Source organism: Arthrobacter sp. R4, from assembly GCF_051365025.1.
In the GTDB taxonomy this organism is placed as follows: Bacteria; Actinomycetota; Actinomycetes; order Actinomycetales; family Micrococcaceae; genus Arthrobacter.
The window spans coordinates 17,897-32,818 of record NZ_JBLWIJ010000019.1 but is presented as its reverse complement, the minus strand read 5'-3'; the positions used below and the strand labels follow the sequence as shown (position 1 = coordinate 32,818).

General features: G+C 63.7%; 13 protein-coding genes and 2 tRNA genes. 8 read left to right on the top strand and 7 right to left on the bottom strand.

The window, feature by feature from the left end; translation table 11 throughout:
- The 4 genes from ACLKOZ_RS13085 to bcp form a co-directional block, all read right to left on the bottom strand.
- Nucleotides 1-1,674, bottom strand: a complete 1,674-nt coding sequence (locus ACLKOZ_RS13085) for an ABC transporter substrate-binding protein (protein ID WP_436475576.1) — start codon at nucleotides 1,672-1,674, stop codon at nucleotides 1-3.
- Nucleotides 1,675-1,867: 193 nt separating this feature from the next.
- Nucleotides 1,868-2,542, bottom strand: a complete 675-nt coding sequence (locus ACLKOZ_RS13080; RefSeq protein ID WP_436475574.1) for a fasciclin domain-containing protein — start codon at nucleotides 2,540-2,542, stop codon at nucleotides 1,868-1,870.
- Between the two features lie 267 nt (nucleotides 2,543-2,809).
- Nucleotides 2,810-2,891: transfer RNA gene (locus ACLKOZ_RS13075), tRNA-Leu, on the bottom strand.
- Nucleotides 2,892-2,979: 88 nt separating this feature from the next.
- Nucleotides 2,980-3,453: a thioredoxin-dependent thiol peroxidase gene (gene bcp, locus ACLKOZ_RS13070; RefSeq protein WP_436475572.1), complete on the bottom strand. Its 474-nt coding sequence runs from the start codon at nucleotides 3,451-3,453 to the stop codon at nucleotides 2,980-2,982.
- 95 nt (nucleotides 3,454-3,548) lie between these two features.
- On the opposite strand from bcp, the gene ACLKOZ_RS13065 reads away from it, so the two are divergent.
- The 3 genes from ACLKOZ_RS13065 (at nucleotide 3,549) to ACLKOZ_RS13055 (ending at nucleotide 5,399) form a co-directional block, all read left to right on the top strand.
- Nucleotides 3,549-4,004: a MarR family winged helix-turn-helix transcriptional regulator gene (locus tag ACLKOZ_RS13065; protein WP_337345949.1), complete on the top strand. Its 456-nt coding sequence runs from the start codon at nucleotides 3,549-3,551 to the stop codon at nucleotides 4,002-4,004.
- A gap of 139 nt (nucleotides 4,005-4,143) precedes the next feature.
- Nucleotides 4,144-4,821: an HNH endonuclease family protein gene (locus tag ACLKOZ_RS13060; RefSeq protein ID WP_436475570.1), complete on the top strand. Its 678-nt coding sequence runs from the start codon at nucleotides 4,144-4,146 to the stop codon at nucleotides 4,819-4,821.
- 80 nt (nucleotides 4,822-4,901) lie between these two features.
- Entirely contained in the window at nucleotides 4,902-5,399 is a 498-nt protein-coding gene (locus ACLKOZ_RS13055; protein WP_436475568.1) for a hypothetical protein, read from the top strand.
- A gap of 202 nt (nucleotides 5,400-5,601) precedes the next feature.
- Here ACLKOZ_RS13055 and ACLKOZ_RS13050 read toward each other — a convergent pair.
- The 3 genes from ACLKOZ_RS13050 to ACLKOZ_RS13040 all read right to left on the bottom strand — a co-directional run bounded on the left by ACLKOZ_RS13050 (nucleotide 5,602) and on the right by ACLKOZ_RS13040 (nucleotide 7,999).
- A tRNA-Lys gene (locus ACLKOZ_RS13050) sits at nucleotides 5,602-5,677 on the bottom strand.
- 116 nt (nucleotides 5,678-5,793) lie between these two features.
- Nucleotides 5,794-6,741 carry a PQQ-dependent sugar dehydrogenase gene (locus tag ACLKOZ_RS13045; RefSeq protein WP_436475566.1) on the bottom strand — a complete coding sequence of 316 codons (948 nt, stop codon included), beginning with the start codon at nucleotides 6,739-6,741 and terminating at the stop codon, nucleotides 5,794-5,796.
- 133 nt (nucleotides 6,742-6,874) lie between these two features.
- Nucleotides 6,875-7,999 carry a sunset domain-containing protein gene (locus tag ACLKOZ_RS13040; RefSeq protein WP_436475564.1) on the bottom strand — a complete coding sequence of 375 codons (1,125 nt, stop codon included), beginning with the start codon at nucleotides 7,997-7,999 and terminating at the stop codon, nucleotides 6,875-6,877.
- 154 nt (nucleotides 8,000-8,153) lie between these two features.
- Between ACLKOZ_RS13040 and ACLKOZ_RS13035 the strand changes: the two genes are divergently transcribed.
- From ACLKOZ_RS13035 to ilvC, 5 genes are all read left to right on the top strand, one after another.
- Nucleotides 8,154-9,080, top strand: a complete 927-nt coding sequence (locus ACLKOZ_RS13035; protein WP_436475562.1) for a LysR family transcriptional regulator — start codon at nucleotides 8,154-8,156, stop codon at nucleotides 9,078-9,080.
- 140 nt (nucleotides 9,081-9,220) lie between these two features.
- Nucleotides 9,221-10,942: a dihydroxy-acid dehydratase gene (gene ilvD / locus ACLKOZ_RS13030; RefSeq protein ID WP_436475560.1), complete on the top strand. Its 1,722-nt coding sequence runs from the start codon at nucleotides 9,221-9,223 to the stop codon at nucleotides 10,940-10,942.
- Nucleotides 10,943-11,305: 363 nt separating this feature from the next.
- Nucleotides 11,306-13,213 (top strand): acetolactate synthase large subunit, encoded by a 1,908-nt coding sequence (locus tag ACLKOZ_RS13025; protein ID WP_436475558.1) that lies wholly within the window; start codon nucleotides 11,306-11,308, stop codon nucleotides 13,211-13,213.
- Nucleotides 13,214-13,215: 2 nt separating this feature from the next.
- Nucleotides 13,216-13,728, top strand: a complete 513-nt coding sequence (gene ilvN, locus ACLKOZ_RS13020) for an acetolactate synthase small subunit (protein WP_436475556.1) — start codon at nucleotides 13,216-13,218, stop codon at nucleotides 13,726-13,728.
- A 23-nt stretch (nucleotides 13,729-13,751) separates the two neighbouring features.
- Nucleotides 13,752-14,855, top strand: a complete 1,104-nt coding sequence (gene ilvC, locus ACLKOZ_RS13015) for a ketol-acid reductoisomerase (protein WP_337345919.1) — start codon at nucleotides 13,752-13,754, stop codon at nucleotides 14,853-14,855.
- Nucleotides 14,856-14,922: the final 67 nt, after the last annotated feature.

The window sequence follows — 14,922 nt, the reverse complement described above, 5'->3', positions numbered from 1 at the left end:
TCAAGGCTTTAGTTGGACCTTGGTGAAAACTTCGTTTAATACCGGTGAGGCCGGGTAGCTGACCACGCGGTCAGAGAGGGCCAATGCGGAGATGGGGAATGCGATGGGAACAGCCGGGACCGAGGCAGCGATCTGGACATTGATGGTGTGATATTGCTCATCCCGTTCCTGTCCCTGCGGCATGCTGCGGGCCCGGTTGATCTTTGAGAAGACCTGGGGATCCTGGTAGCCGAACTCACCGTTTTTCTCGCCAAACAGGGGGCCAACAAAGTTGTCGGCGTCGGCGTAGGCACCATTCCAGCCGAGCAGGTGGAGGGCGTGGTCGCCCGGGGACTGGACTTTCTGGAGGTATCCGTTTGCCCAGTCCACCGGTACAGGCTTGATGTTCAGTCCGACGGCGGTCAGTTGCCGGCTGATCTCCGCGTAGACCTTCTCTGGCGTGGGGAGGTAAGGCCGGGTGGCGTTCAACGGATAGTAGAACTTCAGCTCTTCGCCGTCATATTCGGACTCTTCGAGGTACGTCTTCGCCTTGGCGGGGTCGTGGCCCAAGGAAGGCGCCTCGTTATTGAAGCCGCTGATTTTCGGCGGAACAAATTGCGTTGCCTGGGCGGTGTTGTCGATAAAGAATTTGCGGATGAGGGTGTCTTTGTCGATCGCCATTTCAATCGCCTGCCGCACCTTCACATCCTGGAGGGCAGGGACTTCCTGGTTCATGCCGACGTACATCACGGAGAACGGGTCCCGCTGCACAATCTGCATGCCCCGTTTGACCAGCTGGTCAAAGTTTCCCACCGTGACGGCGTCGTAGCCGTCGATCTTGTTGTCCAGGAGCGCTTGCATGCGGGTCTGGGGGTGGTCGTAGGTCAGGAAGTTGATCGTGGCGATCTGCCCGCGGTTGCCCCAGTAGTCCTTGTTGCTGACCAGCGTGACGCTGGTTTCGTCCCAGGCGCCCAAACGGAAGGGCCCGGTTCCCACCGGATTCGTGGCAAAGGCTGACAGAGGCTGTCCGCCCCGGTCCCTGTCCAGGACATCGGCAGTCCCGGCCGCCAGCGCTGTGGGCGATGCCATGGCGAAAGCCGGCAGGGTCAGGGCCTGGAGGAAGGCGGTGAAGCGCTGTGTGAGGTCGATCCGGACAGTGTCAGCGGAAAGGGCGGTGCAGCTTTTGAAGATGGACAGCGATGCCTCATCGGAATGGGCCTTGAACACACCCTTGAAGGAGCTTCCCGGTGCCTGTTGCCGGAGCGCCACCGGGAACGCGAACCAGCGGTTGAAGTTGGCGCAGACGGCATCGGCATTAAAGGGGGTTCCGTCCTGGAACGTGACTCCGCTGCGCAGTTTGAATGTGTAGGAGCGGCCTTCGTCGGATTCGGTCCACTCGGTTGCCAGCAGCGGTGTGGGCTTGCCCGTTGTCTGGTCCACTCCGACCAGGCCTTCGAGGATCTGGCGTGTGATCCGGTGCGACTCCACGTCGTTGGAGAGGGCGGGGTCGAGCCCGAGCGGCTGGGATGCTGTTCCGAACCTGAAGGTGGCCGTGGGCTCAGGGCCAGTGGACGCCGTTGAACTTGTGGGCGAGGACGGGGAAGGGGCCGGAACTCCGGTGCAGGACGTCACTCCCAGTGCCAGGAGAACGGCGCTTGTCTTGATCACCGTTCGTCGCGATGTACTGCTGGGCACTCGTTGATCACCTCTGGGCTGCTGGCCGGCTCCGCGGTCTGCGGGCCCCAGCCCAGTCTAGTTGACTGACCACGATGATCCTGGAGACGCAGTTGGGCCCGGCCTGTACAGGCCGGGCCCAACTATATGCACGGAGCCGCCGGGGGAGTCAGGCCCCGAAGCTCCGGTTTGCCCGGTTCGCTGGTGCCCGGGGTTACTTGGGCATCAGCACCGAATCGATCAGATAGACCGTGGCGTTAGCAGTCTGGACGCCGCCGCAGATCACGCTGGCGCCGTCAACCATAAGGGCGTCCTTGCTGCCGGTGACCGTTACGGAGCCGCCTTGGACCGTGGCGTGGGTGCCGGCGATCTTGTCGGGGGTGATCTGGCCGGGGACCACGTGGTAGGTCAGGATCTTGCTCAGCAGGGCGTCGTCCGTCTTGAGCGTCTCGATCGTGGCGGCGTCGATCTTGGCGAAGGCGTCGTCCACCGGAGCAAAGACCGTGAACTCGCTGCCGTTCAGCGTGTCCACCAGGTCAACCTTGGGGTTCAGCTTTCCCGAGACTGCCGCCGTCAGGGTGGTAAGGATGGGGTTGTTCGAGGCTGCAACAGCCACGGGATCGAGCGCCATGCCCGCAACAGAGCCCGCGCCGGTGGGAACCTTCTCGGCGTAGCCGGCACAGCCGGCGCCGACCAGGTTCGCAGCCGGGTCCATCGGGGCGGCGGAGCTTGCCGACGGTGATGGAGCCATGCTGGAGGATGAAGGCGTGGAGGCCGGTGCTGACGAAGAGGTTGCCGTGGTGGCGGAGCCGCCGCAAGCGGTCAGGCTGAGCAATGCGGCAGCGGCAACGCCTGCGACGGTGAAGGTTGTGCGTTTGGTTGACTGCATTTCGGTTCTCCTTGTTAGTGCCGATCGTTGCCTTTGCGGACAGCTTGCCTGCCGCTTATGGCCTTTTCCGACGTGGTGGGCACCTGCCTTGGCTGGTGTCTCACTGTGTATTCGGGTGGTGCCTCGATGCGGATGGGTGGATCTCAAGGAGTTTTTTTGCGGTGGGCGCCGACGGACTGAAACTTGCGAAAGCCGGCGTCGGGGGGACTTAACGACGGAATCCCGGGCCGTTGGGCCCGGGATTCCATGGTTCATGACGTTCAACAGTGCGCAAGGGGGGACTTGAACCCCCACGCCCGAAGGCACAGGAACCTAAATCCTGCGTGTCTGCCAATTTCACCACTCGCGCTTGGCTGCCGCGCAGAAACCTGCGACGGCGGATGCCAGGTTCCATTGTAGCGCCGGCCGGCTGTGGGTCCGGTCAGTCGCCGGACCCGTCAGGAATCAATTTTGAGGTCACGGCGCAGTTTGGCAACATGACCGGTCGCCCGGACGTTGTACTGCGCCACGGCAACCTTGCCCTCAGTGTCCACCACGATGGTCGAACGAATCAGCCCCTGGTAGGTCTTTCCGTAGTTCTTCTTTTCCCCCCAGGCACCGTAGGCCTCTGCCACGGCGTGGTCTGCATCCGAGAGCAACGGGAAGCTGAGGGCTTCCGTGGCGGCAAATTTTGCCAACTTTTCAACCGGGTCCGGGGAGATGCCCAGGACTTCGTATCCGGCAGCCTGCAGGGAGGCCAGGCTGTCTCGGAAATCGCACGCCTGCTTGGTGCAGCCAGGAGTGGACGCGGCGGGATAGAAGTACACAATGGTGTTTCGCCCCCGGGTGGACGCCAGGCTGACGTCCTTACCGTGCGAGTCCTTCAGAGTGAAGCCAGGTGCTTCGGTACCGGTCATGAGTCTGTCAGCCACAGTTAATCTCCTAGTTGAAGGCGGGACATGCCAGTTTAGTAAGCGTGCTGGACCGGGGCGAATCGTCACTTGGCTATACTGCTGGTATGCCTGATATGGATCATTGGCCCACTGGGCGCCTACTGTCCACTGCGGCCCGTCTCGTAGAACACTCCTGGAACGAAAAACTCGGCGCCATTGGATTGACACACGCCGGTGTTATCGCGATCGAAGTACTTGCGGCCCAGGGCCCCATGACGCAGGCGCAGCTGGCCCAGTACGTCCGCGTCCAGGCGCAGACAATGGGCAAGACGCTCAGCAGGCTGGAGACCCACGGACACATCGCCCGCGTCCGCAGCACCTCGGACCGCCGTAGTCATGTTGTCTCTTTGACGGACCGTGGACGCGAGGCTGTCACCGCCGCAGTGGAGATGGAACGTTCGGTGCTTGCTGCCGCGTCCATTGATCCCGACGTCCTGCGCCAGGAGCTACAGGCTGTGGTGCGGGAACTTGCCAGCCAATTTGCTTCCCCTGAAGCCAAGGCACTGGCGGACGGTTCCCCGGTAGGGTAGCCGCATCACGGCCTCCAGGCGCAATCACTGGTTCCTCACAGTGGTTGCGCGTTTTTCTTTTAATCTTTGAACCAGGATCGCCAGCCGCAACGCTTCCTCGCGCGGCGGTGAACCTGCGCCGTGCACATTAAGGAACTTCTTGTACTACCGCTCCGCCGTCACCTTCGCGCTTACTGCCATCTCCGGTTTGGTCCTCGCCGGTTCCCTTGCCGGCTGCGATGCCCCAGCCCATGCCGAACCAAGGGTTTCCGGAACCGAAGCCGCCGCTGCCCTCGCCCAGCTGGAAACTATCCCGGTGAAGGGGCGTGCTCCCAAGACCGGCTACAGCCGTGAGGAGTTCGGTCCCGCCTGGGCGGATGTGGACCGCAACGGCTGTGATACCCGCAACGACATCCTTGCCAGGGATCTTGAGGGCGAGACGTTCAAGCCAGGAACACAGGACTGTGTTGTCGCGTCCGGCACGCTGAATGACAGCTACACCGGCACCCGCATCAGGTTTGTCCGCGGCGACACCACCAGCTCAGCGGTCCAGATCGACCACATGATCGCGCTGTCGGACGCGTGGCAGAAAGGTGCCCAGCGGCTCAGCGCTGACCAGCGCAGGCAACTGGCCAACGACCCGCTGAATCTCATGGCCGCGGACGGTCCCACCAACAGCGCCAAGGGAGACAAAGACGCAGCGACGTGGCTTCCGCCGAACAAGGCGTTCCGCTGCGAATACGTTGCCCGCCAGACGGCCGTGAAGGCAAAGTACCAGCTGTGGGTTACCCCAGCCGAGCATGCTGCGATCGCGGGGATCCTGGGCAACTGTGAGTAAGGGCGCCTGCGGGTCTTCGTGGCTTGCCTCGGCCGGCACGGGACGGCGGCCGCAGCGTGACGACAGATAAGGTTAATCCCGTGGGGACCAAGGACGAACCTTTCAGAAGAGCGCTTAACCGGCCGTACTACTACGGGTACGCCAGGACGGGCAAAACTGTGTACGCGTACACGAAGCAAGAGTGGGGCATTGGGGCCGGCTCCGGCGGAGGCGACCACAAACTGATCCGCTCCTTCTACTTCAGCCTCCTGGCAACGGCTCTCATCTTTCTCCCTGCCTCGCTGGCCTGCCTGGTCTTCGGCCTCCTTGCGCTGTTCAATATGCCGCTCATGACACTCGTCATGGTTTTCTTCGGGCTCATCTTCGGCCTGGGCGTCCTCCAGGGATACTTTAACGTCCAAGAAGAATGGCGGGGGAGGAAGGCCCGGAAGCTCAAAGGTCTCCCGAAGCCCTGGTGGCAGGCTGCTGATGACCACGCCTACGAGTGGTTCCTCACGCACCCTGATTCCCGCATCCAGATGACCCTGGACTATTTCCCTCATTCCGCGAAGCTCCGGAGGCAGGAGGCAGCCCGATGACGCTCCCGAAAGACTGGGACGAGAAATAGGGTCCATGGGAGTCTGCGCCACGCGGTGTCTTGAACGTGGCCCGCGGCTGCGATAGCTGGCGGCGCCGTCGGCTGATCGGCCCAGTTATCGGCCCGAAATATCCCTCGGCCTGATCGATGGGCAAAGCAAAACCCCGCCTTCGTGGCTTGTGGCCATGAAGACGGGGTTTTCTTGGTGCACCCCCCGGGACTTGAACCCGGAACCCATTGATTAAGAGTCAATTGCTCTGCCAATTGAGCTAGAGGTGCATCTCTTGTTTTGATCTCCCCGGGGCTTTTATTTCCCGGTTGATCTCCGCAACGACATGAAACTCTACACGAACTTTTGGCCCATGTGAAATCGGGGTGGCGGGCGGTTGGCAGTATCACTCCGAAGGGGTCAAAACCAGCACAAAGTCGGGGTTTTCGTTGTTCGTCAGCAGCCAAAAACGTCCGTCGGGAGCCTTGATGACATCGCGGATCCGGCCATATTCCCGTGTGAAATAGGCCACAGGATTTCCGGCTTCCTCGCCTTCAAGCGGAACCGTCCACAGCCGCTGGCCGCGCAGTGCCCCGAGGTACGCTGTGGCGCCAACAATTTCCAGCCCGCTGGGCGAGGATTCAGCGGTGGATGGCCACACCACTTTCGCGTCGCGGAATCCGTCCCGGTGCGGCGCCCCAGTGACCTGGGGCCAGCCATAATTGGCGCCCGGAAGGATCAGATTGAGTTCGTCGTTGACGTCAGGGCCGAATTCGCTGGCCCAGAAGCGCCCTTCACTGTCCCAAGCCAGTCCCTGGACGTTCCGATGGCCGAGACTGTAGACGGCATTGCCGAAAGGGTTGCCCGGCGCCGGGCGGCCTTCGGGCGTCAACCTCAGGATCTTTCCACCCAGCGCATTCGGGTCCTGCGGCTGCTCCCGGCGCTGCGAGTCGCCGGTCCCCACATAGAGGAGGCCGTCGGGTCCAAAGCGGATCCTGCCGCCGTTGTGCGTTGATGCTTTCGGGATGCCGGTGAAGATGACCTCCGGAGAGCCGATGGCGAATTTCCCGTCGCCGTCTGCCCTGAGGACCGCACGGGCAATCCGGTTGTCCCGCTCGGCCGTGAAGTAGAAGTAGAGCAAATTGTCCGAGGAAAAAGAGGGGGAGAGCGCGAGTCCGAGCAGGCCGCCCTCCCCGCCGGGAACTACTCCGGGAACCTCTCCGATGGTGGAGGACCGCCCGTCACGGACCGCCTTGAGCAGTCGGGAATCACGCTCCGAGATGACGGCCGTTCCGTCCGGCAGGAACACCGCTGCCCACGGGATCTGGAGCCCGAGGTCAAGTCGCTCCACCACAGCGGGCGCTCTCGCGGTGCCGCCGGTACCCGCACTCGTGCTGACTGTGGTGGGCGGCCCATTGGCATCACCTGTGCAACCGGTCAGGAGGAGCCCGAGGCAGACGGTCCACGCCGCAGGGGCGCGGCCGAACCTACTGGAACCGGGTCCGCCGCGGGGCCCGGAAGCCGGCAGCTTCGGCGTGGGCCGCTGATTCGAACCAGACTCCTGCGCGGGTCTGCTCATACTCCGGGTGCCCCTCTTCGTAATAGACCATGGAGTCCGCGTCACCTTTGACCGTGTAATCGGCCGGGCCGCTGCCGTCGGGGGACGGCGACGCCGACCCTTCACCATACGGGCGGTCCGCCGCCAGGTAACCCGCGGGTTCGGGGACTGATTCCGAGCCGACGGACGTGGGGGACTCTGCCTTGATGGCTTCGACCTCATCCACTTCGCCTGGACTGGCCTGGACGCGGTTGGATTCGGCCTGTTCGGCGGCCGTCGGCTCGTCCACCACAGCCTCTGCTGCTGCAGATTCAGCACCCGGCAGCGTGGGCGCATGTGGCCCGGTGTACTCGGGGCGATGGACCGGCCCGGACTGGCCTGCTTTGCCGGCGTCCGTGGGACCCCCGGCTGCACTACCCGCCGCAGGGGCGGTTGGGGCCGCTGTAGTCGGGGCCCCTGCATGGGAAGCGGGCGTTCCGCCGGCCTCAGACCATTGGGTCTCCCACTCGCCCTGGTCGCTGCTGACCTGAGATGGACCCGAAGCCTGGGCTGTGCCCGCGGACTGCGCGGCCCCTCCGCCCTGGGCTGCTTGGGCGCCGTGAACCTCAGTGGCGTCGTCAACAGCAGGCGGAACAGGGGCTTCCGGCATATCCCCGGCGCCCGGGGCGCCTGTTGGTGCAGGGGCTGCAATTGTCTCCGCGGATGTGGTCCCCGGTCCGGCTTCCGTCCGTTCCGGCGCAGGGGAATCCTGTTCACCAACCCGGCCGGCACCAGAGGGTTCGGGCAGCTCGGAGGCGTCATCCGCCGTCGTCGGTGGCACAGGGTCGGACGGCCGTCCAAAGCCTGCGGCAGTGGCGATCCCAGTGGTACCCGCGGCTTCCGCGGAAGCCGCGGCACTGCCTCCGGCCAGGGCGCCGTCCGCGCGGAAACCGGCCGGAGCTGCCGCTGACCTGTCGTCCTCGCCGGTGGACTTGGTGGAACTGCCGCGGTTCAGCAGCCACCAGACGACACCGACGATCAGCACGATCAGAATGATCCAGAAGACAAAATCCATATCAGGGCCCTTCAGTCCGGATGGCAGGGTTGCCGTTCACCTGACGGTACGTCGGGGCAAACGGGACTGTCTAGGTCTTCGGCAGGGAGCAGCCCGTCCGGCGGACAGTGAAGACGGCCCGAACAACGCAGCGGCAGTCCAGTAGCCTCTCTACATGGACTTCAAGAGGCTGCGGATTCTGCGCGAACTTGCCGACCGGGGCACTGTGGGCGCCACGGCCGAAGCCATGCACGTCACGCCATCGGCTGTGTCCCAGCAGCTCAAAACCCTGCAGGACGAGCTAGGTGTGGTCCTAATCGAGAAGGCCGGCCGGGGAGTCCGGCTGACCGAAGCCGGGCTGGCGATGGCCTCGGCCGCTGCGGATGTCTCAACAGCAATGGCCAGGGCGGAGGCCACCATCGATACGTACCGGCACGGCTGGCAGGCCCATGTGCGGGCCGCGTTCTTCCCCAGCGCGGCGGAGATGTTCCTGCCAGGACTCCTGCACCGGGTCAAGACCATCGCCGGCTTGCACTTTGAGGCCCATTTCGAGGACCCGGGAGTGGACGGTTTCGCAGGCCTCGCCGCCGACTATGACATCGTGCTGGCGCACAGCGTGGATGGCCCGGACGTGTTTTCCTCCCACGGGCTGATCGTGGTCCCGCTACTTAATGAGCCCTTGGACGTTGCCATGCAGTCAGGGCACGCCCTGGCGTCGAAACCCCGGCTGACCGCCCGGGATGTGGTGGGTTATCCCTGGATGGGGGTCCCCGAGGGGTTCCCCTTCGACGCCGTGCTGCGGCAGATCGAAAAGCAGGCCGGATCCACCGCGGTCCGGGCGCAGCTCTTTCCGGACCTGCGGGTGCTCGAGGCCTTGGTCAGCGCCGGACACGGACTCGCCCTGCTGCCCCGGTACACCGCGGTGGCAAACCAGGATCGTGGGTTTGTGCTCCGCCCGCTCGTGGGTGTGACAGCCCGCCGCAGCATCGTGGCCCTTGCCCGGCCCGACGTCGCGGCCCGGACCACTATCCGGAAGGTCCTGGACATGCTCCAGCAGGAAGCCGAGTCGGTTGCTGCTGGCCGCGGTCCAAGTGATTTCTGACACGTTCCGGGGGAGTCCCTGAGCTCCGATCTCAATATATGAGACGAGAGTCCACTATTTGATCGAAATATTCATGGAATTGGGCTTCACGGACCCTCCCGTGTCGTTGGCCTCCCAATCTGAGTCATAGACTTTGACGCATGAGTGAGGACACCCAGATCGCAACTGAAAACAAGCCTGACATCAAGCCCCGCAGCCGGGTCGTCACCGACGGAATCCACGCCGCCCCCGCGCGCGGCATGTTCCGAGCGGTCGGCATGGGGGACGACGACTTCGCCAAGCCGCAGATCGGCGTTGCGAGCTCCTGGAATGAAATTACTCCCTGCAACCTTTCCCTGAACCGTCTGGCCCAGGGCGCCAAGGAAGGCGTCCACGCAGGCGGAGGGTTCCCCATGCAGTTCGGCACCATCTCCGTCTCGGACGGCATCTCCATGGGCCACGAAGGCATGCACTTCTCCCTGGTTTCCCGCGAAGTCATCGCCGACTCCGTGGAAACGGTGATGCAGGCCGAGCGGATCGACGGCTCGGTCCTCCTGGCCGGGTGCGACAAATCCCTTCCGGGCATGCTGATGGCAGCCGCCCGCCTGGACCTCGCCAGCGTGTTCCTCTACGCCGGCTCCATCATGCCTGGCTGGGTCAAGCTCGAGGACGGCTCCGAAAAGGAAGTCACCCTCATTGACGCCTTCGAGGCCGTCGGGGCATGCGCCGCCGGCAAGATGAGCATGGAAGACCTCACGCGTATCGAAAAGGCCATCTGCCCCGGCGAAGGCGCCTGCGGCGGCATGTACACGGCCAACACCATGGCCTGCATCGGCGAAGCCCTCGGTATGTCCCTGCCGGGCTCCGCTGCCCCGCCCTCGGCAGACCGCCGTCGTGATGACTTTGCCCGCAAGTCCGGTGAAGCAGTGGTGAACCTCCTGCGCAAGGGCATCACCGCCCGGGACATCATGACCAAGAAGGCGTTTGAGAACGCCATCGCCGTGACCATGGCTTTTGGTGGCTCCACCAACGCTGTGCTGCACCTGCTGGCCATCGCCCGTGAAGCCGAAGTCGAGCTCTCCCTGGACGACTTCAACCGCATCGGCGACAAAATCCCGCACTTGGGAGACCTCAAGCCCTTCGGCCGCTACGTCATGACTGACGTGGACAAGATCGGCGGCGTGCCGGTCATCATGAAGGCACTGCTCGACGCCGGCCTGCTGCACGGCGACTGCCTCACCGTTACCGGCAAGACCCTCGCCGAGAACCTCGAGTCCATCAACCCGCCGGACCTCGATGGCAAGATCCTGCGCGCCCTGGACAACCCGATCCACAAGACCGGCGGCATCACTATCCTGCACGGTTCGATGGCACCCGAAGGCGCCGTGGTCAAGAGCGCCGGTTTCGACGCCGACGTCTTCGAAGGTACGGCCCGCGTGTTCGAGCGCGAACAGGGCGCCCTTGATGCGCTGGACAACGGCCAAATCCACGCCGGTGACGTCGTCGTCATCCGCTATGAAGGACCCAAGGGTGGGCCGGGCATGCGCGAGATGCTCGCCATTACCGGCGCCATCAAGGGTGCAGGCCTTGGCAAGGACGTGCTCCTGCTGACTGACGGCCGCTTCTCCGGCGGCACGACGGGCCTGTGCATCGGCCACGTAGCGCCGGAAGCCGTCGACGGCGGTCCCATCGCCTTTGTCAAGGATGGGGACCGGATCCGGGTCGACATCGCAGCCCGCAGCTTCGACCTGCTGGTCGACGCCGCAGAGCTCGAAGCCCGCAAGGAGGGCTGGGAGCCGCTGCCGGCCAAGTTCACCAAGGGCGTCCTCGCCAAGTACGCCAAGCTGGTCCACAGCGCCTCCACCGGGGCATACTGCGGGTAGTACACCGCAGCCGGTCGCCTGAACCCAACTGGGTAGCAGCAGATGTCGTTATGGGCCCTCAAAACGACACCTGCTGCTACCTAGTTGGGAGGGCGGCCGATTGGTGGACAATGGAGTCCACATGGTGAGATGCGTATCGTCGTCGTTGACATGCATCTCACGCAGAGGGAAAACTGATCGCATGATCGCATTCGTTACCGCCGGCATCGCTGCAGATGCAGTCGTCGTCCTTACCAAGCGCGTGGCACATTAGCCCCGGGTAACGAACCGTCACGCGCAACCCCTCGAAGAGCCACAAGGCTGAGGGGTTTTTTTATTTCCCGCAGTTCCCAAAAATACAGATGATCCACAAGGAAGAGTCCGATGAGCAAAGGATCGCCGATCAGCCCCTCGCTGATGGCTACAAAGTCCGCTGGAGCCCCCAAGGCCCCGGAACGCGCCGACCGAACGGCTGACCATGCCGCAGTCGTCGCTGATCTTGCCGCTGTCTCTCCTGTCCTTGGGCCGAACAACGTTGTACCCCCAACGGTGATGACCGGCTCGCAAGCTATCGTCCGCTCGCTCGAAGAACTCGGCGTCGACGATATTTTTGGTTTGCCTGGTGGCGCGATCCTGCCTACCTATGACCCCTTGATGGCCTCCAGCATGAATCACGTACTGGTCCGTCACGAACAGGGAGCCGGCCACGCCGCGCAAGGCTATGCCATGGTTACCGGCCGGGTGGGCGTTTGCATTGCCACCTCGGGCCCTGGTGCCACCAACCTCGTTACCGCCATCATGGACGCCCACATGGACTCGGTGCCCCTGGTGGCCATCACCGGCCAGGTGTCCAGCGGTGTAATCGGCACCGACGCGTTCCAGGAAGCCGACATTGTGGGCATCACCATGCCCATCACCAAGCACTCGTTCCTGGTGACGGACCCCAACGACATCCCTCACGTCATGGCTGAGGCGTTCCACCTGGCCTCCACCGGGCGTCCGGGGCCCGTGCTCGTTGATGTCGCAAAGGACGCCCAGCAGGGTCAGATGACCTTCTCCTGGCCGCCAAGGATCGACCTCCCCGGCTACCGGCCCGTGACGCGCGGACACAACAAGCAGGTCCGCGAAGCAGCAAAGCTCATCGCGGCGGCTACCAAGCCCGTCCTGTATGTCGGCGGCGGCGTCGTGAAGGCCCATGCCTCCGCGGAACTCCGAGAGTTGGCCGAGCTGACAGGCGCCCCCGTGGTCACCACACTGATGGCGCGCGGTGTTTTCCCGGATTCGCACCCTCAGCATGTGGGCATGCCTGGCATGCACGGCACGGTGTCGGCCGTCACTGCCCTCCAGCAGTCCGATCTCCTCATCACCCTGGGCGCCCGCTTCGACGACCGCGTCACAGGCGTACTCAAGACGTTCGCGCCGAACGCCAAGGTGATCCACGCGGACATCGATCCCGCCGAAATCTCCAAGAACCGCACGGCCGACGTCCCCATCGTGGGCTCCGTCAAGGAAATCATTCCAGAGCTCACCGAGGCCCTACGCTCGCAGTTTGAGGCCACCGGCACGCCGGACCTCACTACGTGGTGGGCGTTCTTGAACAACCTCAAGGAAACCTACCCGCTGGGCTGGACGGAACCGGAGGACGGGCTTTCCGCCCCGCAGCGCGTCATCGAGCGCATCGGCGCACTCACAGGCCCCGAAGGCATCTATGTGGCAGGCGTGGGCCAGCACCAGATGTGGGCTGCGCAGTTCATCAAGTACGAACGTCCGCACGCCTGGCTCAACTCCGGCGGCGCCGGCACGATGGGCTACGCGGTTCCGGCCGCCATGGGTGCCAAAGTGGGTGACCCGGACCGCGTGGTCTGGGCCATCGACGGCGACGGTTGCTTCCAGATGACCAACCAGGAACTGGCCACCTGTGCGATCAACAAGATCCCCATCAAGGTTGCAGTCATCAACAACTCATCGCTGGGTATGGTGCGCCAGTGGCAAACCTTGTTCTACGAGGGCCGATACTCCAACACCGACCTGAACACGGGCCATGAGACCGTCCGGATTCCGGACTTCGTTAAACTGGGGGAGGCGTACGGCTGTGCCTCGTTCCGCTGCGAGCGTGACGAAGACATCGACGCAACCATCCAGAAGGCCCTCGAGATCAACGACCGCCCCGTGGTCATCGACTTCGTGGTGAGCCCCGACTCCATGGTGTGGCCGATGGTGCCCGCCGGAGTAAGCAACGACCAGATCCAGGTTGCCCGCAACATGACCCCGGAATGGGAAGAGGAGGACTGATCATGAGCCGCCACACACTGTCCGTTCTGGTCGAAGACAAGCCCGGTGTACTGACCCGCGTCGCGAGCCTGTTCGCACGCAGGGCCTTTAACATCAATTCCCTGGCCGTCGGCCCGACGGAAGTCCTGGGCATGTCCCGGATGACCGTCGTCGTCGATGCCGACGGTGACCTCATTGAGCAGGTCACCAAGCAGCTCAACAAACTGGTCAACGTGATCAAGATCGTTGAGCTGACCTCCGAATCTTCCGTACAGCGAGACCACATCCTGGTCAAGGTACGTGCGGATGCCGCGACTCGCCTGCAGGTGACCCAGGCTGCAGACCTGTTCCGTGCTTCAGTGGTTGACGTCTCCACAGACTCCGTGGTCATTGAAGCCACCGGCCACCCCGAAAAGCTCACCGCACTGCTGTCAGTGCTTGAGCCCTTCGGCATCCGCGAAATTGTGCAGTCCGGCACCTTGGCCGTTGGACGGGGATCCCGCTCCATGAGTGACAGGGCCTTGCGCAGCGCTTGAAACTGGCGGGGTACCGCCCCGCTATGCAGCGCAATGCCCGTGCAGTACCGCAACACCACAGACTGTCTACCCAGAGAAACCACTCAAGAGGAGTTACCCAAGTGACTGAAATGTTCTACGACGACGACGCCGACCTGTCGATCATCCAGGGTCGCAAAGTTGCGATTGTCGGCTACGGTTCCCAGGGCCACGCCCACGCGCTGAACCTGCGCGACTCCGGCGTCGAAGTTACCATCGCCCTGAAGGAAGGCTCTTCCTCCATCGCCAAGGCTCAGGACGCCGGCTTCACGGTCAAGAACGTGGCCGACGCCGCCGAGTGGGCAGACGTCATCATGATCCTGGCACCGGACCAGCACCAGCGTTCGATCTTCAACGACTCCATCAAGGACAAGCTGACCCCGGGCAAGGCACTGGCCTTCGCACACGGCTTCAACATCCGCTTCGGCTACATCGAGGCCCCGGAGGGCGTTGACGTCATCCTGATCGCCCCGAAGGCTCCCGGCCACACCGTGCGCCGCGAGTTCGAAGCCGGCCGCGGCATCCCCGACATCATCGCCGTCGAGCAGGACGCATCAGGCGCTGCATGGGACCTGGCCAAGTCCTACGCCAAGGCAATCGGCGGCACCCGCGCCGGCGTCATCAAGACCACCTTCACGGAAGAAACCGAAACCGACCTCTTCGGTGAGCAGTCCGTCCTGTGCGGCGGCGTCTCCCAGCTGGTCCAGTACGGCTTCGAAACCCTCACTGAAGCCGGCTACCAGCCGCAGATCGCCTACTTCGAGGTGCTGCACGAGCTCAAGCTCATCGTTGACCTCATGTGGGAAGGCGGCATCGCCAAGCAGCGCTGGAGCGTCTCCGACACCGCAGAGTACGGCGACTACGTTTCCGGCCCGCGCGTCATCACCCCGGAGGTGAAGGAAAACATGAAGGCTGTCCTCGCGGACATCCAGAACGGCGCCTTCGCCAAGCGGTTCATCGAGGACCAGGACAACGGCGGTGTGGAGTTCAAGGCGCTGCGCGCCAAGGCAGAGCAGCACCCGATCGAAGCTGTCGGCCGTGAACTGCGCGGTCTGTTCTCCTGGCAGCAGCAGGACGAGGACTACGTAGAGGGCTCAGCAGCCCGCTAAGGCTGCGCCCCCACGCGCCTTTCACGGCGCGCCAGTGAGGCCGGGTTCACACTTAACAATGTGAGCC